The organism is Rhizobium sp. 25PS6 (assembly GCF_032464655.1).
Lineage (GTDB): Bacteria > Pseudomonadota > Alphaproteobacteria > Rhizobiales > Rhizobiaceae > Rhizobium > Rhizobium laguerreae.
Window position 1 is genome coordinate 168,319 of the sequence record NZ_JAWDIV010000011.1, and the last position, 24,853, is coordinate 193,171.

Annotated in this window: 23 protein-coding genes and 1 pseudogene; 5 read left to right on the plus strand and 19 right to left on the minus strand. The window is 61.0% G+C overall.

Annotated features, from left to right (window positions below):
• Nucleotides 1-202: 202 nt before the first annotated feature.
• A complete protein-coding gene (locus RWK44_RS17700) occupies nt 203-988 on the plus strand; it encodes an IclR family transcriptional regulator (protein ID WP_131641944.1) in 786 nt (261 codons plus the stop codon).
• 173 nt (nt 989-1,161) lie between these two features.
• On the opposite strand, the gene RWK44_RS17705 is transcribed toward RWK44_RS17700, so the two are convergent.
• From RWK44_RS17705 to RWK44_RS17725, 5 genes and pseudogenes are all read right to left on the minus strand, one after another.
• A complete protein-coding gene (locus RWK44_RS17705; protein ID WP_131641943.1) occupies nt 1,162-2,070 on the minus strand; it encodes a homocysteine S-methyltransferase family protein in 909 nt (302 codons plus the stop codon).
• 75 nt (nt 2,071-2,145) lie between these two features.
• A complete protein-coding gene (locus tag RWK44_RS17710) occupies nt 2,146-2,835 on the minus strand; it encodes an ABC transporter permease (RefSeq protein WP_132612660.1) in 690 nt (229 codons plus the stop codon).
• Nucleotides 2,836-2,854: 19 nt separating this feature from the next.
• Nucleotides 2,855-3,574: pseudogene (locus tag RWK44_RS17715) on the minus strand (ABC transporter permease); the annotation flags it as partial.
• 12 nt (nt 3,575-3,586) lie between these two features.
• Nucleotides 3,587-4,360: a transporter substrate-binding domain-containing protein gene (locus RWK44_RS17720; RefSeq protein ID WP_132612664.1), complete on the minus strand. Its 774-nt coding sequence runs from the start codon at nt 4,358-4,360 to the stop codon at nt 3,587-3,589.
• A gap of 44 nt (nt 4,361-4,404) precedes the next feature.
• Nucleotides 4,405-5,184 (minus strand): ABC transporter ATP-binding protein, encoded by a 780-nt coding sequence (locus RWK44_RS17725; protein WP_316029189.1) that lies wholly within the window; start codon nt 5,182-5,184, stop codon nt 4,405-4,407.
• A 163-nt stretch (nt 5,185-5,347) separates the two neighbouring features.
• Between RWK44_RS17725 and RWK44_RS17730 the strand changes: the two genes are divergently transcribed.
• Nucleotides 5,348-5,812 carry an Lrp/AsnC family transcriptional regulator gene (locus RWK44_RS17730; protein ID WP_003555489.1) on the plus strand — a complete coding sequence of 155 codons (465 nt, stop codon included), beginning with the start codon at nt 5,348-5,350 and terminating at the stop codon, nt 5,810-5,812.
• 148 nt (nt 5,813-5,960) lie between these two features.
• Here RWK44_RS17730 and RWK44_RS17735 read toward each other — a convergent pair whose 3' ends face one another.
• The 13 genes from RWK44_RS17735 to RWK44_RS17795 all read right to left on the minus strand — a co-directional run bounded on the left by RWK44_RS17735 (nt 5,961) and on the right by RWK44_RS17795 (nt 20,360).
• The gene (locus RWK44_RS17735) at nt 5,961-7,922 is read right to left on the minus strand and encodes a methyl-accepting chemotaxis protein (protein WP_316029190.1); all 1,962 of its coding nucleotides are present in this window, start codon (nt 7,920-7,922) and stop codon (nt 5,961-5,963) included.
• Nucleotides 7,923-8,364: 442 nt separating this feature from the next.
• Nucleotides 8,365-9,435: an LLM class flavin-dependent oxidoreductase gene (locus RWK44_RS17740; protein ID WP_316029191.1), complete on the minus strand. Its 1,071-nt coding sequence runs from the start codon at nt 9,433-9,435 to the stop codon at nt 8,365-8,367.
• Between the two features lie 59 nt (nt 9,436-9,494).
• Nucleotides 9,495-10,868 (minus strand): LLM class flavin-dependent oxidoreductase, encoded by a 1,374-nt coding sequence (locus RWK44_RS17745; RefSeq protein ID WP_221972888.1) that lies wholly within the window; start codon nt 10,866-10,868, stop codon nt 9,495-9,497.
• Nucleotides 10,869-10,905: 37 nt separating this feature from the next.
• Nucleotides 10,906-11,655 (minus strand): ABC transporter ATP-binding protein, encoded by a 750-nt coding sequence (locus RWK44_RS17750; protein ID WP_130671266.1) that lies wholly within the window; start codon nt 11,653-11,655, stop codon nt 10,906-10,908.
• Nucleotides 11,631-12,521 carry an ABC transporter permease gene (locus tag RWK44_RS17755; protein WP_041936838.1) on the minus strand — a complete coding sequence of 297 codons (891 nt, stop codon included), beginning with the start codon at nt 12,519-12,521 and terminating at the stop codon, nt 11,631-11,633. The genes RWK44_RS17750 and RWK44_RS17755 overlap by 25 nt, the downstream gene beginning before the upstream one ends.
• Before the next feature lie 34 nt (nt 12,522-12,555).
• Nucleotides 12,556-13,581: an ABC transporter substrate-binding protein gene (locus RWK44_RS17760; protein ID WP_025398284.1), complete on the minus strand. Its 1,026-nt coding sequence runs from the start codon at nt 13,579-13,581 to the stop codon at nt 12,556-12,558.
• A gap of 314 nt (nt 13,582-13,895) precedes the next feature.
• Nucleotides 13,896-14,234, minus strand: coding sequence for a hypothetical protein (locus RWK44_RS17765; protein ID WP_221946558.1), 339 nt, complete (start codon nt 14,232-14,234; stop codon nt 13,896-13,898).
• A 95-nt stretch (nt 14,235-14,329) separates the two neighbouring features.
• Nucleotides 14,330-15,427: an ABC transporter substrate-binding protein gene (locus RWK44_RS17770; RefSeq protein ID WP_168282321.1), complete on the minus strand. Its 1,098-nt coding sequence runs from the start codon at nt 15,425-15,427 to the stop codon at nt 14,330-14,332.
• A gap of 51 nt (nt 15,428-15,478) precedes the next feature.
• Nucleotides 15,479-16,519 (minus strand): ABC transporter permease, encoded by a 1,041-nt coding sequence (locus RWK44_RS17775; protein ID WP_003538468.1) that lies wholly within the window; start codon nt 16,517-16,519, stop codon nt 15,479-15,481.
• Nucleotides 16,520-16,537: 18 nt separating this feature from the next.
• Nucleotides 16,538-18,034 (minus strand): sugar ABC transporter ATP-binding protein, encoded by a 1,497-nt coding sequence (locus RWK44_RS17780; protein WP_316029192.1) that lies wholly within the window; start codon nt 18,032-18,034, stop codon nt 16,538-16,540.
• 107 nt (nt 18,035-18,141) lie between these two features.
• Nucleotides 18,142-19,035 carry an NAD(P)-dependent oxidoreductase gene (locus RWK44_RS17785; protein ID WP_221998850.1) on the minus strand — a complete coding sequence of 298 codons (894 nt, stop codon included), beginning with the start codon at nt 19,033-19,035 and terminating at the stop codon, nt 18,142-18,144.
• On the minus strand, nt 19,025-19,582 hold the full coding sequence (locus RWK44_RS17790) for a gluconokinase (protein WP_221962901.1): 558 nt from the start codon (nt 19,580-19,582) through the stop codon (nt 19,025-19,027). Before RWK44_RS17790 ends, RWK44_RS17785 begins: the two co-directional genes overlap by 11 nt.
• Nucleotides 19,583-19,595: 13 nt before the next feature.
• On the minus strand, nt 19,596-20,360 hold the full coding sequence (locus RWK44_RS17795; protein WP_221999814.1) for an SDR family oxidoreductase: 765 nt from the start codon (nt 20,358-20,360) through the stop codon (nt 19,596-19,598).
• Between the two features lie 135 nt (nt 20,361-20,495).
• Here RWK44_RS17795 and RWK44_RS17800 point away from each other — a divergent pair, with 135 nt between their 5' ends.
• Nucleotides 20,496-21,437, plus strand: coding sequence for a 2-hydroxyacid dehydrogenase (locus RWK44_RS17800; RefSeq protein WP_316029193.1), 942 nt, complete (start codon nt 20,496-20,498; stop codon nt 21,435-21,437).
• Between the two features lie 10 nt (nt 21,438-21,447).
• Nucleotides 21,448-22,479, plus strand: coding sequence for an L-idonate 5-dehydrogenase (locus RWK44_RS17805; RefSeq protein WP_221999812.1), 1,032 nt, complete (start codon nt 21,448-21,450; stop codon nt 22,477-22,479).
• Nucleotides 22,480-22,586: 107 nt separating this feature from the next.
• On the opposite strand, the gene RWK44_RS17810 is transcribed toward RWK44_RS17805, so the two are convergent.
• Nucleotides 22,587-23,663, minus strand: a complete 1,077-nt coding sequence (locus RWK44_RS17810) for a LacI family DNA-binding transcriptional regulator (RefSeq protein WP_077980837.1) — start codon at nt 23,661-23,663, stop codon at nt 22,587-22,589.
• Between the two features lie 225 nt (nt 23,664-23,888).
• Here RWK44_RS17810 and RWK44_RS17815 point away from each other — a divergent pair, with 225 nt between their 5' ends.
• Nucleotides 23,889-24,815, plus strand: coding sequence for an SMP-30/gluconolactonase/LRE family protein (locus RWK44_RS17815; protein ID WP_168256881.1), 927 nt, complete (start codon nt 23,889-23,891; stop codon nt 24,813-24,815).
• The last annotated feature ends 38 nt before the right edge of the window (nt 24,816-24,853 follow it).

The window sequence follows — 24,853 nt, forward strand, 5'->3', positions numbered from 1 at the left end:
TGTGTGCGGCAGCGTTGGCCGCTTGCCATCAATGTCCAATATAGCGTACATATGATCTATATATTGGACGAAGTGATCTTATGCCGATTTTTCCACCTCGCAAGAGGGGTCGGAAAATTTCATTCGCAACGAATGACGGACCGATTGACAGATGCGGCAGCCGGCTTGAAAAGCTTGGCCGGACAAAGAAGGATCGATAGCAATGGATGCAGTGCAGGACGAAGCAGCCGGCAAACGCGCCCGAGGGCTCGACCGTGCCTTCGAAATCCTCGATTTCCTGCGCCAGAAACGGCAGGCCCTGAAGCCGAATGAAATCGCCGCGCAGATCGGCGCGCCGCGCTCATCGGTTTACGAGCTCGTCAACCTGCTGCTGCAGAACGGCATCCTGGAATTCACCGGCGGCGAGGGGCGTGTCTATCTCGGCCGCAAGCTGTATTTCCTCGGCGCAGCCTATGAGAACCATTTCGACTTCACCCGCGAATGCGAGGCGACGCTGGAACAGCTTGCCGACGAGACGCGGGAGACGGCGCAGTTCTGCATGCTGGATGGAAACAGATACACGGTTGTCCGCATGCGCGAAGGCGCGCGCCCCTTCCGCATTTCGACGGATGTCGGGCAGTCGGTGCCGATCCCGTGGACGGCGTCGGGCCGCCTGCTCGTCGCGCATCTGTCGGATCAGGAAATCCTGAACTTCATTCCGCCGCAGGATTTCCGCCTGCCGAACGGCGAATGGCTCGAGCCACAAACCTTCATCGCCGAGGTCCGCCAGGCCGAGCGTGAAGGTCTCTTCACCTTCAACAGCATCGTCGACAGCTTCACCCACTGTTTTGCCGTACCTGTGCGGGGCGAGGAAGGCCATGCAGCCGCAACGCTCTGCCTCGTCACGCCGCGCGACGATGGCATCGCCAACCGGGACCGCTACCTCGATTGCCTGAAGAAGGCCGCCGCCGGCCTGGAGCATGCCCCGGCCCGACCGAAACGGGGCTGAGCACCCCTGCATCTCTCAGAAATCGGATTGATAGCGCCGAAGCAGATCGAGTTTCTTCTTGAGCTCCAGAAGACGGCGCCGAGGGCGGATGAAGCGCTGGCGCGGTCACTTCACCAAGAGGATCAATAAGCCCGAAAGCCGCAATTCTCGGCAGCAGCCTCACTCTCGGCTATTCAGCGCAATAGCGTCTTCCTCAGGCGATGGATATGGGAAGTGCCGATGCCGCAGCAGCCGCCGATGATCGTTGCGCCGGCTTCAACCCAGGAACAGGCATAACGCGAATAGGCATCGCCATTCAAATCATCACGTGTGTCGTGCAGGCCTTCATTGGCAGCTGCCTCGCCCGTTTCCCCTTCGAAGGCATTGGCATAGACCCCGACTTCGATAGGAGCATCCATCTTTCGGAAGACTTGCGCCGCGGTTTCCACCGCTGTCTGCATCACCTCGGGCTTGCTGCAGTTGAACAGGAAGGCTTCCGCGCCCGATGATACCGCCCAGGATGCCGCGTCCTCCACGCTTTCGCCGGAACGAAGCTTCGGCTCGCCGCCCTTGATCGCGGCTTCGTCATCCGCCAAGGTGAAGGAAATCCAAAGCGGCTTGCCCGACGCCGCTACCGCCTTGCGGACAGCCTCGCCTTCGGCGATCAGGCTCAGCGTCTCGCCGAGCCATATATCGACAAAGGGCGCGAGGTTTTCGACAAGCACTGCGAGATAGTCCTGCACCCGCAAAGGTTCGAAATTCTGCGGCTCGTAGGAGCCGAAGATCGGCGGCAGCGAACCAGCTACCAGCGCCTTCCTGTCGGTAGCGGCATCGGCGGCGTCGCGCGCCAGGCGACCGGCAAGACGGATCAGCGCCGGCCCCTCCGTCCAAAAGCATTCTTCGCCGATGTGAAAAGGCACGAGCGCATAGCTGTTCGTCGTAATGATCTGGGCGCCGGCGGCGATGAATTCCTGGTGTACCTCTCGCACGATGTCAGGCGAATTCATCAGCGCCAGCGCCGACCATTCGGGCTGCTTCAGTTCGGCGCCCAGCCGCAGAAGTTCGCGGCTCATGCCGCCGTCGAGAATTCGCGTGGTGCTCATGAGGTAATCTCCATTCAGGCTGTCGCGCCGTCCTCGGCTGCGGGCTTTCAAAACAAAGTAGCGGGATTCATCGACCTAGCGGCGAATTGGCACCTGCGCTTCGAGACCTCGAAAGACATGGGCGATCACCGCGGTCAGGGCGAGATAGAAGAAGGTGACGACCAGCAGCGGTTCATAGACGAGCAGCGTGTCCTGCCGAACCTTGTTTGCCACGGCGTAGAGATCCATCACCGTCACCGTAAAGGCGAGCGGCGTCGCCTTGAGCTGCATGACGATCTCTCCTGCAATCGTCGGCAGGGCGATGCGAATGGCGCGCGGCAGCCAGATGCGGCGGGTCAGCATCCAGGGTGAGAGGCCGAAGGCCCGGCCCGCTTCGAGTTCGCCCTTGGGAACGGCAAGCAGCGCGCCGCGCAACACCTCTGCCTCATAGGCTGCGTAGTTCAGGGTAAAACTGACGGCGGCGAAGAAGAAGCCCTCGCGCAGGACCGGCCAGAACAGGCTCTGGCGGATGCCGGGGACCATGGGCAGCAGTGAGCCCACCCCGTAGTAGAGAAGCCATAGCTGTATCAGCAGCGGCGTGCCGCGAAAGAAGGTGCAGTAGCTCCGCGCGAGCAGCCGCGTCAGTCTGCCGCCGCTGACCTGCGCGAAGGCCAGGCCAATGGCGATGACGAAGCCGAACACCACCGAGATTACCAGCAGGCAAACGGTCTGCCAGGCGCCGGTCAGAAGCAGCGGCCAATAAGAAGAGATCCAGGTGAAATTCATAGGGCACTTTCTTCAGGCAAAGGCGCGGCTGCCCCCGCCGTACCCGTCCCTCGATCAGTTTGAAGACGACGTTGGAAACGAGCGTGATGGCGAGATAGAGAAGGGCCGAAGCAAGGAAAAAGACGAAGTAATGCTTGGTGCTTGCCCCGGCAAGACGGGTGGCGAGCGCCAGTTCCTGGTAGCCGACGACCGCGACCAGCGCGCTGTCCTTAGTGACCGACATCCACAGATTGGCAAGACCCGGCAGCGCGTTCGGCAAAAGCACCGGCAGCAGGACGCGGCGGAACCTCAGCACCGGCCCCATGCCGAAGGCCTTGGCGGCCTCGATCTGGCCGACGGGAATGGCAAGGATCGCGCCGCGCAGTACCTCTGTCATGTAGGCGCCTTGCACGAAACCCAGCACGGCGACGGCCGCGACGAAGCCGTTCACATTGACCGGCGGCAGCTCCAACGCGGCGAGCAGCCGGTTGAGGCCATCGGTGCCGGCATAATAGAGCCCGACGATCAGGATCAGCTCGGGAACGGCGCGGATCAGCGTGGTATAGAGATCGAGCAGCAGGCGCAGCATGCGGTTGCCCGAGAGCTTCCCAAGCGCGCCGCCCGTGCCGAGCAGCAAGCCGATCGCAAAGGCGCAAGCGGAGATGGCGACCGTGGAGACCGCACCTGCCAGAAGGACGCCGCCCCATCCCGGAGGATAGGGAGACAGCAGGTCCAGAATACCTTGTTGCGTGGTCGCCATCGTTCCGGCTGCTTACTTTGCGCCGTAGATGTCGAAATCGAAGTATTTCTTGTTGATGGCGTCATACTGGCCACTGGCACGGACGGCAGCGATCGCCGTGTTCAGCTTGGCCTTCAGCTCCGAGTCTTCCTTGCGCAGGCCGCCCGAAACGCCGGCGCCGAGAATCTCCTTGTCGTCGGCGACGTCGCCCATCTTGGCGCAGCAATCCTTACCACCATCGCTTTTCAGGAAAGCGTCAAGCGCCAGTGAATCGCCGAAAACATAGTCGATACGGCCGGAGGCGAGATCCTGGAACGCCTCGTCGAGCGTCTGGTAGGTCTTTTCCTCCGCGGCTTCAGCGAAATACTTCTTGTAATATTCCGACTGGATCGTCGACACCTGGATGCCGATGGTCTTGCCTTTCACGTCCTCGGCGGTAGCACCGGGTTTCTGGTCCTTGGGACCGATCAAGGTGCTCGGCGTGTTGTAATATTTGTCGGTGAAATCGATCACCTTCGAGCGTTCCGCGGTGTTCGACATCGACGACCAGATTACGTCGAACTTCTTGCTCTGGAGGGCCGGAATGAGACCATCCCAGGAAATCTCGACGATCGAGCATTTCTCCTTCATCTGCTCGCACACAGCGTTCATCAGGTCGATCTCCCATCCCTGCCATTGGCCGGAGGCGTCCTTGGCGAAGAAGGGCGGATAGGATTCGTTCATGACGCCGAAGCGGACTTCGGCCTGTGCGGTGACGGCGGAAAGCACGAGTGCCGCGCCGGCGAAAAGCGTGGGGAGCAGTTTCATTCGCAGGATTCTCCTGGTTTGTATTGTCGAGGATAGGGTGCGCATCAATGGGCGCTGAGACCGGTGAACTCCCGGCAGCGGGCGCTGACGGGCGCGCCGAATATCTGGTCCGGCGGGCCTTCCTCCTCGATCCGTCCCTGATGCAGGAAAAGAACACGGCTCGAGACATCGCGGGCGAAGCGCATTTCGTGCGTGACGATCAGCATGGTCCGGCCTTCTTCCGCGAGATCGCGGATGACCTTCAGGACCTCGCCGACCAGCTCCGGATCAAGCGCCGATGTCGGCTCGTCGAACAGCATGACAGCAGGGTCGACGCACAGCGCCCTGGCAATCGCCGCGCGCTGTTGTTGACCGCCGGAGAGGAAGGCGGGATAGGCATGGCGCTTGTCGAAAAGCCCGACCTTGTGGAGCAGGGCCTCGGCCTTTTCGATGGCCTCGCGCCGCGAAATGCCCATGACATGCACCGGCGCCTCGATAACGTTTTCCAGCACGGTCCGATGAGCCCAGAGATTGAAACTCTGGAAGACCATCCCCAGTCCGGTCCGTATCCGTTCGATCTGCCGCCAGCTGCGCGGCTGCAGCCGGCCGCCCCGCCCCATCTTCAGCGCGATCTCCTCGCCGTTCACGGCAATCCGGCCACGATCCGGCGTTTCCAGGAAATTGATGCATCTGAGAAAAGTGCTCTTGCCGGAGCCCGACGAGCCGATGATCGAAATCACATCGGACTTCTCGGCCTGCGCCGAGATACCCTTGAGAACCTCTTGCGAGCCGAAGCTTTTATGGAGATCTTCGACGCGAAGAGCAGGAAAGGGTTGATCCGACATGCATGGTTCCGGTTGAACTGATTTTGCGAAGGATAATGATAAAATAACGCGGTTTTTTCGCGCAGTTTTCATCTATTCTGCATATATTATGCAAAATAATCGTTCTCATGCGGCAAGTACGGCAGAATGCGCGAATTGCTGCGGCGAGAACTAGGATTGGACAATGGAACAGCTCGATCGTTTTGACCGTGACATTCTCGATATCGTTCAGCGCGACTGCCAACTGAAAGCCGAAACCATTGCCGAACGGATCGGACTGTCGGTATCGGCCGTGCAGAGGCGGTTGAAGCGGCTGCGCGAGGAAGGGATTATCAAGGCGGAGGTAGCCGTCGTCGACCGCAAGGCGACGGGCACAGCGATGGTGTTCATCGTCGGAATGGAGATCGAGCGGGACAATTACGACGCGCTGGCGAAGTTTCGCCTCTGGGCGGAGAAGCAGGATCACATACAGCAGGTCTATTACGTCACAGGTGCGGTCGATCTGATCGCGATCGTCACCGCCCGCGACGTCGAGCATTATGACGATATCGCGGCCCTGATCATGGCTGACAATCCGCAGATCCGTCGCATGCACACGAATGTCGTGCTGCGGGACGTCAAGCTCGGCCTGTTCGTGCCCCTGGACTAGAGCATGATGCCGAAAAGTGTGAGCGGTTTTCGGACAACATCATGCTCACCCTCTTTGATCCGAAAATGCGAAGGGCAGCAAACGCTGCCCTTCGCAAAATTATGCCGCTTTGGCGTTCCAGCATAGGCTGGCGGGAAATCAGGGCGACTTAAAACTCTTCCCAATCGCCGGCCAATGCTGCATTCCCGTTCGTCTGGAACGACTTACCCACCTTGGCAATCATCTGGCGCGCAGGCGAGGGCGCCGGTTGAGCACGGGGCGCCGCGACAGCGGGCTGCGCTACACGCTTCGGAGCCACCGCTCCGCCAATGTTGAACTGGCCCAGAAGCTGGAACAGCGCGTCGGCTTCCTTGGCGAGGTTGTGGGCGGCCGCTGTGGCTTCTTCCACCATGGCGGCGTTCTGTTGTGTGCCCTGATCCATCCTGTTGACGGCGGTATTGATTTCTTTTAGCCCCGTCGCCTGCTCTTTCGAAGCGCCGACGATGGCCCCCACATTGCCGTCGACCTGGTGCACCTGCTCGGCAATCTCCTTCAGCGCCTTTCCGGTCTCGCCAACCAGGGCCACACCGCTTTTGACGTGGCCGTTCGAAGCGTTGATGAGTTCCTTGATCTCTTTTGCCGCCTTGGCGGAACGTTGCGCCAATTCACGCACTTCCTGAGCCACAACAGCAAAGCCCTTGCCTGCCTCACCGGCACGGGCGGCTTCGACGCCGGCATTGAGCGCCAGCAGATTAGTCTGGAACGCGATTTCATCGATGACGCCGATGATGCTGCCGATTTCGGTGGCGGAGGATTCGATCTTGCCCATGGCATCGACCGCATCCCGAACGACGCTGCCCGAGCGCTCGGCACTATCCTTCGTCTTGCGAACGAGCTGGCCGGCTTCCTGAGCCTTGTTGCTCGAGTCGGCAACGGTGGTCGTAATCTCTTCCAGGGCAGCGGCGGTTTCCTCGACCGAGGCTGCCTGCTGTTCGGTCCGCTTGGCGAGATCGTCCGAGGCAGAGCGGATTTCCTGTGCACCGGCGGCGATGGCACTGGCGTTCTGAGCAACCTTCTGCATGGCGGCGCGGAGCTTTTCGACCGCAGAATTGAAGTCGGCTCTGAGCTTTTCCAGAGACGGAATGAACGGAGTGCCAATCTGCTGTGTAAGGTCGCCATCAGCCAGTGCCTGCAGCGCATCGCCAAGCTGGCCGACAGCCTTGTCCGTCTGCTCGGCAAGGGTGCGGCGCTCATCGGCATCCTGCTCGAGCCGATGCCGCTCCGATACGGCTCTCTTCGCTTCCGCGTCAGCTTCCCGCTCCGCCTTTGCCGAAATCGCATCGCGCAGCCCGGCCACTGCCCGTGCGAGCTTGCCGATCTCATCGCCGCGCGCTTCGAGGCGACGATCGCCATCAAGATTACCGTCGGCCATCGCTTTCAGCGAAAGCTGAAGTTTTGCCAGCGGACCGACAATCGTACGTGCCGTCACGGCGGCGGCAACCAGTGAAAGAACGGCCGCAATGCCAAGCGCGGTCAGGGCGAATGGCTTGAAGCCGCTTGCCATGCTGCGAACCTCGCCGCCGATCGATTTGTTCAGCGCTTCCTGATAGTCGATGAATTTGTTAATGGCGCCGAGCCAGGCAACGAAGGCCGGCCGCGCCTGTTCGAGCAGGATCTTGCGGGCGGCCTCGCCGTCGCCCTTCTCCTGCAGCGCAATGATCTGGGCGACCAATGGATTGGTCTTCGCCTGGATGTCTGCGATCTCGCCGAGGATGGTCTTTTCCTGTTCCGTCGCACCGGCCGGAGATGCAACCATATCCGCCATGCGCTTTTCATTCTCGGCGTAAGAGGCTGCCAGCTTTTCGATCAATGCCTCGGCCGTCTTCCGTTCATCGGGAGAGGTCACCAGAGTGACGTCACGGATGGCAATCGCCCGATCATGGACGCTGCCGCGATAGTTGATGGCAAACCGCTGCTTCACGCTATTGACGTCGTTGATCGCTCCAAGTTTATCGTTGATCTGCGCAACTTCTTCCGTCGAATAGATGGTCAAGCCGACCATCAGCAAGAGGAGAACGCCGAAGCCAAGCGCCAAGCGCGCCACAACCCCGAAACTCATGATATTCTTCATATGCACTCTCCCCCGCGGTGAGCTTTGTTGGAAGAATGTCTCGGCAGCCGACGGGCACCCTGTGCCCGGAATCGCGCTTGAGATACGGGACATCCGTCAAAGCAATAAAAGCCGATTTCATGCGAAATTCGGGTGCCTGGCCCGCCATCATGGCGGAGGTGACAGTTCTCAAGAACGTCGGCCCGATACCTAAAAAATTAGAGTAATATATTTTAGAGAGTGTAAACGGAGCCGACGGAGCAAGCTATGGCGCTCTATCTGGATAGCATTTGCGCTTTTCGGATGGGCGATTGGACGAGCGCTCTCCCCGTGGTTGCGAAATCTCCCATCTCGCCCAAACAACAAGGTTCGGCGGCTTGCCCGCGAACTGCGCGCCGCTCTGAACGGCCTCGCCAATAGGCATGAATTGCAGCGGCGGTACCGGAGCGCCGCTGCTCCGGTTTCAGCCGCGCAGCAGCGGAAGAAGCTGATCGCCCTGCCGTTTGATTTCGGAGAGATAGGGCGTGTCGGACAGCACGAAGTGGGTGATGCCGAGATCCTGGTATTTGCGCAGCGAGCGGGCGACGTCTTCCGCCGACCCGACCAGCCAGGTGGTGCCGGCGCCGCCGCCGCCGAACTTGCCCGGCGCGGTATAGAGGTTGTCGTCGAGGACGTCGCCGCGCTCATACAGATCGAGCAACCGCTGCTGGCCGACGGCGAGCGCCCGCTGGTGATCGTGCCAGCCGACGCCCTTGCTTCTCGCCATCTCGGCGACCTTCGCCTCGGCATCGGCCCAGGCCTGTTCGGTGGTATCGCGGACCAGCGTCGTTATCCGCAGTCCGAATTCCAGCGGCGGGAGGTCGCGGTCCAGTTCCCGGCTCAGCGCCTTGAGCCGCCCGATCCGTTCGCGGACACCGTCGAGCGGCTCGCCCCAGAAGAGCTGGACATCGGCCTCGGTGGCGGCCACCCGCTCGGCCGCCTCCGAGGCGCCGCCAAAATAGAATTTGGGGTGCCGACGGTCGCCGCGGACCTGGATGCGCGGCACCACGGTGGATTCAGCTACGCGGAAGTTCTCGCCTGCCGAGGTGACGTTTTCTTCGGTCCATAATCTGCGGACCAGCCGCATGAACTCCTTGGTCCTGGCGTAGCGATGCGCTTGATCGCCCTCACTGTCGCCGTAGGCGGGCAGGTTATCCTTGCCCGACACGATGTTGATCCGCACGCGGCCGCCCGTCAGATGGTCCAGTGTCGCCGCCGCGGAAGCGAAATTCGCCGGTCGCCAATAGCCTGGACGGATCGCAATGAGCGGTTCGAAGGTGGTGGTTCGGGCGGCGAGCGAGGCCGCGACGGTAAACGTGTCGGGGCGGCCCCAACCGGTACCGATAAGCGCGCCCTTCCAGCCATGTTCCTCCAGCGCCCTTGCGTGGCTGGTCAGCGTATCCAGGCTGTTGTGGTTCTCGACGGCGGAATCGCCGCGATGACCGGCTTTGACGTCGTTGGGAATATACCAGAGAAATTCGGAATTGTTGCTCATGCGATGCTGCGGTTCTGTCTGTGATTGGAACAAGAAAACCAGGGGAAGCCCCCGGGAAATCATACGGCCGCCTGCACCTGCTGCTGCTCCGCCGGAACCACAAAGCCATTCGGCGGGCGTTGGAGGCCAAGGTTCTCGCGCAGCGTCGTGCCTTCGTATTCGTGCCGGAACAGGCCGCGCTTGCGCAGGATCGGGACGACCTGATCGACGAAATCGGTCAAGGCGGTGGGCAGGATCGGCGGCATGATGTTGAAGGCGTCGGCAGCACCGTTCTCGAACCAGCTCTGCATCGCATCGGCGATCTGCTCGGGTGTTCCGACCACCGTCCGGTGGCCACGAGCGGTGGCGACCGCCAGATAGAACTGGCGCAGCGTCAGATTGTTGCGCGATACCAGATCCGAAACCAGCTTGAGGCGGCTCTTGTTGAGTTCGGTATTTTCAGGCAGGGGAGGGGCGGGATCATCCAGCGAGTAGCCGGAAAGGTCGATGCCCTTGTAGTGGCGGGCAAGGATATTCCAGGCGATGGAGGGATGAACCAGCGATTGGATATGGTCATAATTCGCCTGGGCTTCCGCTTCCGTCCCGCCGAGAACCGGGAATATGCCGGGACTGATCAGCAGTTGATCCGGCCGGCGTCCGTAGCGGTCGAGCCGTCCTTTGACGTCGGAATAGAATTCCTGCGCATCCTCGAAGGTCTGGTTGGCGGTAAAGATCATCTCGGCCGTGCGGGCGGCAAGTTCGCGCCCCGGTTCCGATGCGCCCGCCTGCACGATGACAGGATAGCCCTGAACCGGACGGCCAACGTTGAGCGGACCGGCCACCGAGAAGAACTTGCCCTTGTGATCGACAAGATGCACCTTGTCGGGATCGAGATAGACGCCGCTTTCCTTGTCGCGGATGAAGGCGTCGTCCTCATAGGAATCCCACAAACCCTTCACCAGGTCGACGAATTCCTCGGCCCGCTCATAACGATCGGCATGGGCGGGATGGCCCGATATGGAAAAGTTCTTCGAAACATCCGCGCCCGTCGTGACGACGTTCCATGCGGCGCGGCCCTTGGAGATATAGTCCAGCGAGGCGAACCTGCGGGCCAGCAGGTAGGGGTCCTCGTAGGTCGTCGATGCCGTGGCGACGAAGCCTATATGTTTGGTCACCTGCGAGAGGGCAGCCCAGAGGGTCAGCGGCTCGAAATGTGCGCCCTGGGCGGTGCGGCGAAGCGCTTCCGGGTCCTTGGCGCGGTCCCATCCCGCCGGACTGTCGGCGACGAAGACGAGATCGAATTTTCCGCGTTCGGCGGTCTGCGCGAGCTCGCGGTAGTGATCGATATTGAGGCCGGCATCGGCCTGCGCCTCCGGATGGCGCCAGGCGGCGATATGATGGCCGGTCGCCATGATGAATGCGCCAAGCCGCATTTGCCTTTTCGATGTGCTCATTGGCTTATCTCCAGATCAAATTGAGCTGTTGCTGATGTCAGGCGGCCTTGCGGCCCGGAAGCTCGACCCCGAGCCGGCTGAGAAGATGGATTCGGAATTGCGCAAAGCGCGGATCGCCGTGATCGCGCGGCGTCGGCAGATCGATCTTGAGATCCTCGATGAGACGCCCTTCGTCGAGAACCAGTATCCGGTCGGCCAGCGAAATCGCCTCGTCGACGTCGTGGGTGACGAGCAGCACGGCAGGACGGTGTCTTGCACACAACTCCCGCAGCAGATCGTGCATTTTCAGCCGGGTCAGCGCGTCGAGCGCGCCGAACGGCTCATCGGCGAGAAGCAGGGCGGGCTCGCGCACCAGCGAACGGGCAAGAGCGACCCTCTGCTGCTCGCCACCCGAAAGCTGGTTCGGCCACGCCGTTTCCCGGCCTGCAAGTCCTACCTCCGCCAAAGCCTTCCGTCCGGCTTCCTGGCCGGAGGCGCCGGTCAAGCCGAGCGTGACGTTCTGGATGACTGTGCGCCAGGGCAGCAGGCGGGCGTCCTGGAAAACCACCGAAAGGCTCTCCGGCGTCTCCAGGGTGCCGGTTCCCTCGACACCATGATCGAGACCGGCAAGCGCCCTGAGGAACGTGCTTTTGCCGGAGCCGCTGCGGCCGAGCAGGGCAACGAACTCGCCTTCCTCGATATCGAGATCGACGCCGTCGAGAATCGTCTTCGTCGCAAACCGGCGTGCGAGGTCTCGCACGTGGACGGCTTTGTTTGCGGGCTTCAGTTTGCCAGGGTGCGGCGCCATGAGAGGGTCCTCCGTTCAAGCAGGCGGACGAGACCGTCCGAAACGAGACCGAGCAGCACATAGACCACCAGGCCGACGAGAATAACGTCGGTCTGCCCGTAATTGCGGGCAAGATCGATCATGTAACCGAGCCCGCTGGTGGCGTTGATCTGCTCGACCACGACGAGAGAAACCCAGCAGAGGGTGACGGCAAACCGCAGACCCAGAAGAAAGCCCGGCAAAGCACCAGGCAGCACGACCTGAAGGATGAAGTCCTTCTGGCTCATCCGCAGGGTTTCGGCCAGTTCGACATAACGGCTGTCGATGCTGCGGAGCGCATTGTGGGTGTGGATGTAAATCGGCACGATGACGGCAAGCGCGATGGTCGTAACCTTCATGCTCTCGCCGATGCCGAACCACAGGATCAGCAAGGGGATCAGGGCCAGCGTCGGTATCGCGCGCTTGATCTGGACCGGCCCGTCGATCAGGGCTTCGCCGATCCGGGAAAGGCCGGCGATCACCGCCAGGATCGTGCCGATCAGCAATCCGATGCTAAGGCCGAGCAGGGCGCGTGTCGCCGACGTCACGAAATTGTCCTGCAGGCGACCCTGCTCTATCAGCCTTACGAAGGCCTCGACCACCGTCCACGGCGCCGACAGGATCCGCGGGTCGATCCATCCGAGCGCCGAGCCGACGACCCAGGTCAAGACGAGCAATACCGGCCCGATCTGCAACCCGAAAGGGATCGCAGGTCCGGGACCCAGCCTGCGCCGGGCGCGGGGGCCAGTGGAGCCAGCCGGTTTTACGAGGCGAGAACCTGCCCGCACAATTCTACCGCCGGACGACCGCGACAGTTTCGCCTCATCTGCATCCCAAGTGGTTGCCATGCTTCAAATCTCCTCTCCGAAGGGGTGTCGAGCGTTACTGGCTCTTGGCCAAAGCCGCGGCGCCGAGCTTCTCGAAGCGATTGTCGAAAATCTGCTCCACATTGAGCGGCTTGTAGCCGATCTCGTCTGCCAGCAGGTCGATGGTTTCCTGGTGGCGCTTCTTCACTTCGCTCCAATCGCTGGGAACGACCTGTTCGCCGGTCAACTTGACGAGATATTCCCCGTCCTCCTGGCTCAACCCCTGCTGACCGACGTAATATTCCTTGATCCAGAGGTCCGGGTTCCGGTTCACCCATTCAGTGGCGCGTGCCCACAGGCCGACATATTCGGCGAGAGCTGCCGCCTTGGCGGGATCGTCCAGAACCCATTGCGGCGCGTAAAGATGGCTCGGATCGTCGCGCAGGCCATGTTCCACGAGGGTCGCCCCATCAGGCCCGTATTGGGTGATATAGCGCCTGATGTAGACGCCGCCGAGCGGCGCGATGTCGACCTGCTTGCTCGCCAATGCCTTCGGGTAGACGTCACTGGTGCTCGGCAGCTCCACCAGAGTGACGTCGCCGCTCTTCAACCCTGCGGCATGGAGGGCACGCAGAACGAGCGTGCCCTGTGCCTGACCCGGGCTGAAGGCGATGCGCTTGCCGCGGAAGTCCGCGAGCGTCTTGACAGCCGCGCCTGGCGCGATGCCGAAGCGGTAGATGGGATTGGCGATCGGGTCACGGCGTTCGCGATAGGCGATGTTGCGGACGGGCAGATTGTTCCAGTTGGCGAAGATGGAGGGTATCTCGGCCACCGATCCGACATCGAGTGCATGGGCGCGGAAAGCTTCCGACGTCTGCGGCCCGCCGCTGATATTGGCCCATTTGACCTCGAAACTGAGCTCCTTGCCGAGGCCGGACACTTCGAGCGCTTTCTGGGTGACCGGATCGCCGATCGTCAGCACCGTGCCCGGCGGCACTTTGGGAAGGAGGGGAGCGTCTGCCTGGGCTGCCGCCGGACCGTGAATGGCACTGAGACCAAGCAGACTGAACAACGCAATTTTGAATGTCTTTGCCAATGTCATCGTCGATCTTCCCGTTTCGGATTGCTGATTGCAGGAGCGATGCACGGTAAGATGGAATATAATCCACTAAATCGATAGACTATTTAATTTAATGAAAGTGGCGCTGAGGGAAAATTGTCCTCAAAAGTCGGGCAACCGAAACGATCGCATCCGTTGCGTCCGAGGATGCTCGGCGCACCAGACGTGAAAAAGCGCCCGGGAGGCTCGTCCGCGGGCGCTTTCCGGGTCTTTGTTCAAACCCTTACTTTTGTTTAAGTCGGGCAGCGGACCGGAGCAGTCGCCCAAGCCGTCGCGGACGTCGGGATCGACTGATGTCAGGCGCTATGCGGCGCGTATTGGTTGGCCGCGAATACGTGATGATGCACCTTACCGGTAAAGAGCTGCAGGAGTTCGCCGGTGACCTCGCGGCTCTGCGACCGCACATCGGAGAGAAGTGCTGCCTTCACCGCGTCCATATCGGGATAACGAATGGCGAGCGCCATGGCATAAACAGGGGCGCCTTCGTCGCGCTCCATCCCGTCCAGCACCCGGATTTCCTCGGCGCCCGGAAATTTCGTCCAGAGAGGGACGAGCCGTTGCCGCACGAATTCGCGGAATTCCGCTTCTTTACCCGGATGGATTTCGCCTTCAAACAAAGCATAACGAATGATCATAGGTTCTCTTTTCCAAAACTCGCCGGAGCTGGATCGATGGTGGCGGGCTGTCGTAGGATCAGGGCGTATCGGTCGATACGCCCCGATTGGGAGGGCTATTTGCCCCAGATTTTGTTGTATTGATCGCGATAGCCGTTGTCCGGATCGAAGCTGTTCTTCGGCCCACCGTCAAACTCGACGTTCTCACTGGTCACCACATGGAGCGGCGACACATAGCCCGACCACGGAGCACCCGCAAAGGCGCGGTTCAGTTCATCGACGAGCTGCCAGCCCTGGAGGTTGAGCGGCTCGGCGACCGTGACGGCCTGGAACTGTTTGGCGCGGATACGCTGATAGGCGCTCTCCGAACCGTCGCCGGCTGCGACGTTCACCGGTTTTCCATCGCCTGCAATGCCGGCCGAGGCGAGCGAAGGTCCCATGAAGTCGTAATAGAGGTCGTTGATCGCCAGCGAATGCGTCCACTTCGCGCCATACTTCTGCAGAAGCGATGTGGTGAGCTGCGGCATGCGCTGGGAGGTTTCGGCGATCGGCGTGTCGACATATTCGAGCACCGTACCGCCGAGATCCTCGATCTCCTTCTTCATGCGATCGGCCTTGGCAATCGCGATCGCATAGGTGGAGTCGGTGAAGATGATGACGCCCGGCTTGCCGGCGGCATCGGCGAAGGCCCAATCCGCCGCAGACTTCGACACTTCCATCGCGTCCGTGGTCACGTTTGCGAAGACGCCGACTTCGGGAACCGGACCGACCGCCGAGGCAGCGTGCCAGGAAACCATCGGAATGCCGGCAGCCTTGGCCGCTTCCATCGCCGGCTTTTGTTCGACTGCGTCAAAGCCGTTGATGATGATGCCATCCGGCTTCAGCGCCATGGCCTGGCCGAACGCCGCGGTCCGGCCGCCGATCGAACCGGCGCCGTCAAGTGCCTTCACCGTCCAGCCGAGCGCGCCTGCCGCTTCCTGAACGCCATTGACCACGCCGAGGATGCCGCCGTTTTTCATATCACCGGCAAGAATGACGATGTTCTTTCCGGCAGCGCCCTTGGGGCCGCTCGTCGGGCCATCCCAGGCGCTCACCTTGGAAGCATACTTTTCGACTATGGCTTTGGCGTCGGCCATCGAATCGGCCAATGCCGGCATGCTGAGCATAACGGCGACGGTTGCGACCGTTGCCTGCAATAACGTTCTGCGCTTCATGTTCACTCCTCCATTTTGTTTGTTGTGAAATGCCGGGATGAGCCGGCATCCTCATTTGGATGCGGGTGTGATCCTCCTCACAGCTCCGCGCTTGCGCTGGGCGTAGCCTGCTATGCCGATGGCAATCAGCAGCGTCACGCCGTTGAACAGCGGTTCGACGAAGAACGACCCGCCGAATTGCTGAATTCCTGAAATTCCGACCGCCAGGATGATGACGCCGATCAAGGTACCCCAGACGTTCACCCGGCCCGGCTTGATCGTCGTCGATCCGAGGAACGCGCCGACAAGCGCCGGCAGGAGATATTCGAGGCCGACGCTCGCCTGGCCGATGCGCAGCTTCGAGGCGAGAAGGACCCCGGTCAGAGCCGCAAGCAGCCCCGAGGTGACGAATGCGCCGATCACGAATTTGCGGACCGGAATGCCATTGAGTGCCGCCGCCTTCGGATTGGCGCCGATGGCGTAGAGATAGCGGCCGATCGGCAGGTATTCGAGCACGATCCACATGCAGATGGCGATCAGGAGCACGTAGAAGCCGGTGATCGGCAGGCCGAACAGCATCGTGCCGTTCAGCGCATAGAAACCATCAGGCAGGACGCCGACCACCTGCCGGCCGCCGGTGTGCCAGAGGGCGAGCGCGTATAGGACCGTTCCGGTGCCGAGCGTTGCGATGAAGCTGTCGATCTTCGCGACCTCGACCAGCAGGCCGTTGATGAAGCCCGTGAGGATGCCGAGCGCGAGCACGATGACGACCGCGACCGGCCAGGGCAGGCCGTAGGCCGTCTGCAGGCTGATGGCGAGAATGTGCCAGAGCACGATGCCATAGCCGACGGTCAGATCGATGCGACCCGATGCCATCGGGATCATCGCAGCCAGCGATAGAAGCGCGATGATAGCCTTGTCGGACACGATCGAGCGGACGTTCAACACGGTCGGGAAAGTATCGGGCAGAAGGATCGAGAAGATCACGATCAGGCCGACGGTCAGGATCACCAGTCCATAAACCGGGATCAGACGTCCGATCTTCTGTCCCGTGGACAGGCCGGCCATTTCGCTCTTGGTCGGCTCCAGCGCCGTGGATTCAATGGATTGCATGGCTGTTCTCCCGATGGCTTAAGCGGCTTCCGATGCGGAGGCGGCCGTGATGACCGCCTCCGTCGTCAGAGCGCTTCCAGTCAGTTCGCTGACGATTTTCCCGCGCGAGAAAACCAGCGCGCGGTGGCAGATATGGGCGATTTCCTCGAAGTCGGTCGACACCACGACAACCGCGAGGCCGGCCTCGAGCGCCTGGGTGATCAGACGGTAGATCTCCGCACGCGCTCCGATATCGACGCCGGCGGTCGGATCTTCTGCGACCAGCAGCTTGCGGCCGGTCGCCAGCCAACGGCCGACGACGACTTTTTGCTGATTGCCGCCCGACAAGGCCTCCACCGGCAGATCCGGGTCGTTCGGCCGCAGGCCGACGGAATGACCGATCTTATGGGCAAGATCAGCTTCGCCGCGCGGCGACAGGAAGGACAAGAGCCCACGTCCGACGGCGCCCGGATTGAGGTAGGTATTTTCCCGAATGGAAAGTGAGAGCGCCACGGACTCCTCCGTCCGGTCACGGGCAATCAAGCCGATGCCCGACGCCATTGCCCCTCGTGGGCTGGAAAGGTCGGGGGCCTCGTCATGCAGCAGAACCGAGCCGTGGAAGGGCTCGCAACCGAACAGGGCGCGGCCGATCCGTTCCTGACCGGCGCCACGCAATCCAGCCAGGCCCAGAAGCTCGCCCTCGCGGATATCGAACGATATTGCGCCTGTGCCGGCGCAAACGAGATCGCGAACTTTGACGATCGCCTTGCCGGGCGTAATCGCCGTCTTGGAAAAGAGGCTGTCGCCGCTGCGGCCGATGATCATTGTCACCAGCTCGTCGGGGGTGGTCTCGCTGACGGGTTTCTGTCCCACCATGCATCCGTCGCGCAGAACGGCGACCCGATCGGCAATCCGGAAAATCTCGTCCAGCCTGTGGGAGACGTAGATCATCCCGACGCCGCGATCCTTTAAGGGGCGGATCGCATTGAACAGCCGGTCGACTTCATCGGCGGGAAGGCTCGCCGTCGGCTCGTCTAGCACCAGAACGTCGGCTTCGACGGCAAGCGCACGGGCAATGGCGACAAGCGATTTCTCGGTACGCGACAGCGCCGAGACCCGCGTGGTGGGATCAAAGTCGCAACCGACCAATTTCAAGGCTTCCTTGGCACGCGCCTGCGTCCTGTTCCAATCGATCAGGCCGCGACGCATCGAGAAGCCCTGCGACAGGCCCATGTTCTCGCCGACCGTCATCCACTCGATCAAACCGAGATCCTGGTGGATGAAGGCAACCGGTTGCCGCTCGTTCGGCTTCGGGGGACGATGGTGGTAGCTCTGGCCGCGAAACAGGATGTCGCCGCTATCGGGCTTGTAGATGCCCGCAAGCGTCTTGATGAGCGTCGATTTGCCGGCGCCGTTTTCTCCCAGCAGCGCGAGGATTTCTCCTTCGCGCAGGTCGATCGAGACGTCGCGTAGCGCCTGCGTGCCGCCGAAGCTCTTGGTGATCGACTGGAATTCCAGCAGTCTCTTGGCTTCCACTGTGGCTCCTCCCAAAGCTGCGGTTTTCATGGATGTATGTTATCGATAACATTTATGGATGGTCAAGCGGAAAGATGACGATCTCGAATTTCTCGGAGAGATTGACGTCAATCGGCCTGAAACCCATCGAGAAGGCGCATCATCTCGGCCGAGTCTTTTGGCCCAAGCCCGGCAGCGCAGAGCAGGCGGTGAATCTCGACCACCGAGCCAGTCATCGGCAATGGCGTCTTCGTCTTCAGCGCAAAGGCCTGAAGCGAATCCAGGTCCTTCAACATGTTGTCGATTCTGCCTGTCGGCGAGAAATCCCGGGCGGCGAATTTCGCCATGAATTCCTGCAATATGCGGCTGTCCGCCCTGCCGCCGGCAAGGGCGGCCGGAATGGCGGCCGGATCGACGCCGCCGGCTTCAGCGAGCTTGACCGCCTCCGCGACGGCCTGAAACAGCACGGCGCAAAACAATTGATTGATCAGCTTCGTGGTCTGCCCCGCGCCGGATACACCCATCAGCGTGTAATTGGCGGCAAGATGCCGCATCACCACGCGTGCCCGTTCGAAATCCTCAGGGCTGCCGCCGGCCATAATCGTCAGGCGTCCGCTCAGCGCACCTGGCACGCCGCCGGAAAGCGGGCAATCCACCCATGCCATGCCGGTTTCTCGACGCAGCCGCGTCGCCATGTCGGCCGTGTCGGCCGGGTCGATCGAGGACATATCGATCAGCACCTTGTCGGCATTCGCCGCCGCCGCAACGCCCTTTTCGCCGAAGACGACAGCGCGGACGATGTTTGCGTGATTGAGGCTGAGCACGCAAAACGCCGACCATGAGACCGCTTCCTCCACGGAGGCGGCCGCGCGCGCGCCCTTAGCCTGCAAAGCCGCAACTTTTTCGGTATCCAGGTCGAAGACCGATACCTTATGCCCGGTTTCGATCAATCGGGTGACGATCGCCGTTCCCATGATGCCGGCACCGATGACGGCAACATCTGCTCTGTAGTCATCCTGCATGATAATCTCCTCCCTTGACGGCCATGCCGCTCAGTCCCTTGCAAGCCAGTGCCACGATATCATCCAACGCATTATCGATCGCCACCGTCACGACATTAGCTTCACCGATCGGCGGCTCCAGCGCCTGCAACTGGCTGTCGAGCAAAGTCGCGGGCATGAAATGGCCCTGACGGGCCTGCATCCGCGACAGCAACAGGTCGCGGGATCCTTCCAGGAAAACAAAGGCGAGATGCCCGTCGGCCGCTTGCCTCAACCTGTCCCGATAGCTTCTCTTCAGCGCCGAACAGGAAATCACCAGCCCTTGCGATACTTGTTGCGCGGTCCTTATTTCCTCGCCGATCCGGTCGAGCCAGGGCAGGCGGTCGTCGTCAGCAAGCGGTATGCCCTGCGCCATCTTCTCAACATTTCCGGCAGGATGGAGTTGGTCACCTTCCATAAACGGCACTCCGTTTCGAGCGGCGAGATGCTCTCCAACCGAAGATTTTCCGCAGCCGCTGACCCCCATGACGACGACCGTTAGAGGCGGTGCCTTTCTCCCGAATTCCATCGCTTCGTCTCTATCAGAGGCAGGTCGTGATGCCGCCGTCGACATAAAGTGTATGCCCGTTGATGAAGGATGAGCCGCGACCTGACAGGAAAACGGCGGCCCCCACCAGTTCGTCGATATTGCCCCAGCGCCCGGCCGGCGTCCGCTTCTCGAGCCAGGACGAGAACTCGGGATTGTCGACGAGCGCCTGGTTGAGCGGCGTCTTGAAATAGCCCGGCGCAATCGCGTTGATCTGCAGGCCGTACTTGGCCCAGTCGGCGCACATGCCGCGGGTCAGATTGCGCACCGCGCCCTTGGTCGCGGTGTAGGGAGCAATGCCGGGGCGCGCCAGTTCGCTTTGCACGGAGGCGATGTTGATGATCTTGCCCTGTCCCCGGGCGATCATGGGTTTGGCCGCTGCCTGGCCGACGTAGAACACGCTCGAAATATTGGTGGTCAGCAGCAGCTCCCACTTGTCCGCCGGGAAATCTTCCAGCGGCGTGCGAAACTGCATGCCGGCATTGTTGATCAGGATGTCGAGCGGCCCGATATCGGCTTCGATTGCGTCGATACCCGCTTTGGCAGCGTCCTTGCTGGTCACGTCGAAGATCGCCGCATGGGCAGACAGGCCTTGGTCCTTGAGGCTCTCGACCGCGCGGTTGACGCTTTCGGGCGTGCGGCCGTTGATGATGACTTCGGCGCCATACTTCGCCAGGCCTTCGGCCAGCGCATAGCCGATCCCCTGGCTCGAGCCGGTGATCAGGGCACGCCGTCCGGTAAGATCGAACAAGTTCTTCATGCAAATAGCTCCTCCGGTTTCGCCGCGGGTGACGGCTTCAACTGCCGCTGACGGTGAAACTCGCTTGACATCCCTTTTCCGAATTATATGTTATCGATAACATAATCAACTGTCAAAATGCGGGATGGAAACGGAATGCCTGAGGTAGAAATCTTGATGGCCGGAGCTTATCCGGAATGGGACATGGTGGATTTGGAGGCGACCTACCGCGTCCATCGCCTCTGGGAAGCGGCAGACCGGCAGGAGCTGATTTCCAGGATCGGCAAGGATATCCGCGCCATAGCCACCCGCGGCGAACTCGGAGCGTCCGCAGAGTTGATGGCGCAATTGCCGAATCTGGAAATCGTCTCCTGTTATGGCGTCGGCACCGACGCCATCGACTTGTCCTATGCGCGCGCCAACGACATTCGCGTCACGAATACCCCCGATGTGCTGACCGAAGATGTCGCCGATATCGCCATTGGACTGCTGCTTGCCACGGCGAGGCAGGTCCCTCAAGCCGATGTTTTCGTCCGCTCCGGCCAGTGGGGCAATGCCGCCATGCCGCTGGTGACGCGCGTCTCGGGCAAGAAGGTGGGGATCGCCGGCATGGGGCGGATCGGCAAGGCAATCGGCAGAAGGGCGGCCGCATTCGGCTGCGACATCTCCTATTTCGCCCGCCATGATCACCAGGATGTTGCCTACACCTACGAGCCCGATCTGGTCGCGCTTGCCGCTTGGGCCGATTTTCTGATCGTCATCGTCCCCGGCGGGGAGGCGACCATAAAGATCATCAATGCGGAGGTGCTTGAAGCGCTCGGTCCGAACGGCATCTTGATCAACGTGTCGCGCGGGACGACCGTCGACGAAGAGGCGCTGATCGCAGCCCTTCGAGACCGCACCATCCAGGCGGCCGGCCTTGATGTCTTCCTGAACGAACCCAAGATCGATGCACGTTTCCTGACCCTCCAAAACGTCGTGTTGCAGCCCCATCACGGCTCTGGCACTGTCGAGACCCGCAAGGCCATGGGCCAACTGGTCAGAGACAATCTCGCTGCACATTTTGCAGGTAGCCCGCTTCCAACTCCCGTCGTGTGAGGGTCCCGATATGAAAGCCATCGTCATTCATGCCGCCAAGGATCTCAGGATCGAAGAGCGCGAGCCGGAGGTTGCGGGCGCCGGGCAGGTGGAGATTGCCATCGAAGCCGGCGGCATCTGCGGTTCAGACTTGCATTATTACAATCATGGCGGTTTCGGCACCGTTCGCCTGCGCGAGCCGATGATCCTCGGCCATGAGATCGCCGGCACGGTCAAGGCGCTGGGCTCCGGCGTCGCCGATCTTGCCGTCGGAGACCGGGTTGCGGTTTCCCCGAGCCGGCCGTGCAACCATTGCCAATATTGCCTGAAAGGACAGCAAAACCACTGCCTCAACATGCGGTTTTACGGCAGCGCCATGCCGATGCCGCATATTCAGGGCGGTTTTCGCCAGCGGCTGGTGGCGGAGCGTTGGCAGTGCCACAAGGTTACAGACGGCATTTCCATCCATGAGGCAGCCTTTGCCGAACCCTTTGCGGTGACGCTGCATGCGGCAAACCGCGCCGGGTCGCTGCTGGGCAAACGGGTGCTGGTCACCGGCTGCGGCCCCATTGGGATGTTGGCGATCGTTGCGGCGCGCGTTCTCGGCGCCCGTGAGATCGTCGCGACCGACGTAACCGACAGCGTCCTGGCCATTGCCCGCACCAGCGGCGCCGACCGAACGATCAATGTTGCCATGCATGCTTCCGACCTTGCAGCTTACAGCGCCGACAAGGGATATTTCGACGTCATGTTCGAAGCGTCGGGCAATGAGCGGGCGGTACGCGCCGGCCTGGAGACGCTTAAGCCGCGCGCCGTTCTCGTGCAGCTCGGCCTCGGCGGCGATGTTTCCATTCCGCAGAACATGATCGTTGCGAAGGAAATCGAGATGCGCGGGACATTCCGTTTTCACGAGGAATTTGCGCTCGCGGTCGAACTGATCAACGCGCGTCGCGTCGATCTGAAGCCACTGCTGACGGGTGTGTTTGGGATTGAAGAGGCCGTCGCCGCCTTCGAACTGGCGGGTGATCGCAGCAAGTCGATGAAAGTCCAGATCGCCTTTTGATCTCCTGCATAATCCCTTAAATCGGAATTGGCTTAGGGATAAAATTATACAACAATTCAAATGTTAAAGCGCCGCGCATATGAAAAAGACGCGCGGCGCTGCAGTACTTAAGCGGTCGGCGCGCCGTTGCGATCCGTGCTTTCGCGCAAGACAACCTTGTAGCCTGTTAATGTGATCTCATCGCCGGTCGCCTCGCCGGTATGGAGGGCATCCAGCAGGCGGGCGGCCGCCTGGCGGCCGATGCCATAACAGTCCACGTTGATGGTGGTGATGCGCGGATGACAGATGGACGAGATCTCATAATCGCCGAAACCGGCAATGGCGATGTCCCTTGGAACCTTCATTCCCCGGCGCGTGCATTCCATGATGGCGCCAAAGGCGGAAAGATCGGAGACGCAAAGAACCACTTCCGTGTCCGGCCAGCGCTCCAGCAGGCTGACGATCGCCTGGCCGCCCTGTTCCATGGTGATGGGCGGCACGCCGAAGGAAATCATCCGTCCTGGTCCGAGGCCCAGTTCTTCGACTGTTCTCTGGAAACCGCTTCGCCGCTGGCTGCCGCGCGTATCGCGCGCCGTCGTTCCGCCGATATAGCCGAACTTCCGATATCCCTGACTGGCAAGTGTCCGCACCAGCAGGGCCATCGCCTCGCTGTTGGAAAAACCGACAACCTGATTGATCGGATCCTCCGGAAGCTCCCACGTCTCGACAACAGGAATGTCGGCTTGCGCGAGCATGCGCCGTGCGCGCGGCGTGTGCGAACCACCGGTCAGGATGATGCCTTCCGGGCGGCGGCGCAGCATCGCCTCGATCAGTTCTTCTTCTTTCTCCGTCGAATAGTCGGTATAGCCGAGGAGGAGCTGAAGCCCGGTCTTTTCAAGTGCATCAGTCATGCCCCGCGCAGTGTCGGAAAAATTCGAATTGTTGATCGAGGGCACCAGGGCGGCGATGAAGCCGCTTCGCCTTGACGAAAGACTGCCGGCAGACAGGTCGAGCACATAGCCGAGTGCGTCGACGGCCTCCATGATGCGCTTCCGAGTCTCCTCGGAAACGCTCGCATCCTGGCGAAAGGCACGCGAAACGGTCATGGCGGAAACGCCGACATATTTGGCGACCTCCGCCATCGTCAGCTTTTGAGCATCTCCCGGCTTGAGACGTTTGTCTTTCGGCTCATCCTCGTTTTTCACTGGTCTCCGCTTTCACAAGGCTTCCTGATTGGATAATTCAAGACACGATAAAGTTATCGCTATCATCCTACAATCGATATTATTACAAGAATACACCATTCCAACGTCGAGAAACCACGATTACCTGGGAATTTTCGCAGAGGCTGGCAGATCGGCATCTGTACGAAGTCGTTAAAACGCGGCAATATGATATCGATAACAATTTTTGTGAAGTGGAGGAGCATCTTGTTCGGGCAAATTGACGGGACGGGGTTTGAGGTTCTCGACCCTCGCTTTGAAAGCTGCTTCGTCGGTCACGCTCGCGTCGAGCGTCTTTGGACGGGCGGGCGCTGGCTGGAGGGGCCGGCCTGGTTTGCCGCCGGGCGGTATCTGGTTTTCTCGGATATCCCCAACGACCGCATGATGCGTTATGACGATACCAGCGGGCACACATCGGTATTCCGCTCGCCCAGCAACAACTCGAATGGCAACACTGTCGACAATCAGGGCCGGCTGATCACCTGCGAGCATCTGACGCGCCGTGTAACGCGCACGGAATTCGACGGCAGGATCACCGTTCTGGCCGATCGAATTGCAGGCAAACGGCTCAATTCCCCAAACGACGTCACCGTCAAGTCCGATGGGACCATCTGGTTCACCGACCCGAGCTACGGCATCCTCCATGACTACGAGGGCGATTATGGCGACGCGGAAATCGGCGGATGCCATGTATACCGGCATGATCCGGCAACAGGCACAACCGATCAGGTGACCTCCGATTTCGTCAAGCCAAACGGACTGGCCTTTTCCCCGGACGAGACGGTGCTCTATGTTGCCGATACCGGGGCAACGCACCTGCCCGGCGGTCCGCGTCATATCAGAAAGCTCGCGGTCTCGAATGAGGGAAGGTTGAGCGATCTCGGCGTTTTCGCAGAATGTGCCTCAGGCCTGTTCGATGGTTTTCGCGTCGATCGGAAAGGCCAGATATGGACGAGCGCCGGCGATGGTGTGCACGCCTATGATCCGGATGGCACTTTGATCGGCAAGATCCATATTCCCGAGGGCGTCTCCAACGTCACTTTCGGCGGCGAGAAATTAAACCGTCTCTTCATCACCGCGAGCACGTCTCTCTACGCTGTTTATCTCACCGCCAACGGGGCGAGACCGGGATGATCACCAAACAAGAGGCCGCCCTTTTGGGACGGCCTCTT

Coding starts and splice junctions, on each gene's coding strand:
- RWK44_RS17700 (WP_131641944.1), top strand. CDS start 203: ATGGATGCAGTGCAGGACGAAGCAGCCGGCAAACGCGCCCGAGGGCTC.
- RWK44_RS17705 (WP_131641943.1), bottom strand. CDS start 2,070: ATGAGCACCACGCGAATTCTCGACGGCGGCATGAGCCGCGAACTTCTG.
- RWK44_RS17710 (WP_132612660.1), bottom strand. CDS start 2,835: ATGAATTTCACCTGGATCTCTTCTTATTGGCCGCTGCTTCTGACCGGC.
- RWK44_RS17720 (WP_132612664.1), bottom strand. CDS start 4,360: ATGAAACTGCTCCCCACGCTTTTCGCCGGCGCGGCACTCGTGCTTTCC.
- RWK44_RS17725 (WP_316029189.1), bottom strand. CDS start 5,184: ATGTCGGATCAACCCTTTCCTGCTCTTCGCGTCGAAGATCTCCATAAA.
- RWK44_RS17730 (WP_003555489.1), top strand. CDS start 5,348: ATGGAACAGCTCGATCGTTTTGACCGTGACATTCTCGATATCGTTCAG.
- RWK44_RS17735 (WP_316029190.1), bottom strand. CDS start 7,922: ATGAAGAATATCATGAGTTTCGGGGTTGTGGCGCGCTTGGCGCTTGGC.
- RWK44_RS17740 (WP_316029191.1), bottom strand. CDS start 9,435: ATGAGCAACAATTCCGAATTTCTCTGGTATATTCCCAACGACGTCAAA.
- RWK44_RS17745 (WP_221972888.1), bottom strand. CDS start 10,868: ATGAGCACATCGAAAAGGCAAATGCGGCTTGGCGCATTCATCATGGCG.
- RWK44_RS17750 (WP_130671266.1), bottom strand. CDS start 11,655: ATGGCGCCGCACCCTGGCAAACTGAAGCCCGCAAACAAAGCCGTCCAC.
- RWK44_RS17755 (WP_041936838.1), bottom strand. CDS start 12,521: ATGGCAACCACTTGGGATGCAGATGAGGCGAAACTGTCGCGGTCGTCC.
- RWK44_RS17760 (WP_025398284.1), bottom strand. CDS start 13,581: ATGACATTGGCAAAGACATTCAAAATTGCGTTGTTCAGTCTGCTTGGT.
- RWK44_RS17765 (WP_221946558.1), bottom strand. CDS start 14,234: ATGATCATTCGTTATGCTTTGTTTGAAGGCGAAATCCATCCGGGTAAA.
- RWK44_RS17770 (WP_168282321.1), bottom strand. CDS start 15,427: ATGAAGCGCAGAACGTTATTGCAGGCAACGGTCGCAACCGTCGCCGTT.
- RWK44_RS17775 (WP_003538468.1), bottom strand. CDS start 16,519: ATGCAATCCATTGAATCCACGGCGCTGGAGCCGACCAAGAGCGAAATG.
- RWK44_RS17785 (WP_221998850.1), bottom strand. CDS start 19,035: ATGCAGGATGACTACAGAGCAGATGTTGCCGTCATCGGTGCCGGCATC.
- RWK44_RS17790 (WP_221962901.1), bottom strand. CDS start 19,582: ATGGAATTCGGGAGAAAGGCACCGCCTCTAACGGTCGTCGTCATGGGG.
- RWK44_RS17795 (WP_221999814.1), bottom strand. CDS start 20,360: ATGAAGAACTTGTTCGATCTTACCGGACGGCGTGCCCTGATCACCGGC.
- RWK44_RS17800 (WP_316029193.1), top strand. CDS start 20,496: ATGCCTGAGGTAGAAATCTTGATGGCCGGAGCTTATCCGGAATGGGAC.
- RWK44_RS17805 (WP_221999812.1), top strand. CDS start 21,448: ATGAAAGCCATCGTCATTCATGCCGCCAAGGATCTCAGGATCGAAGAG.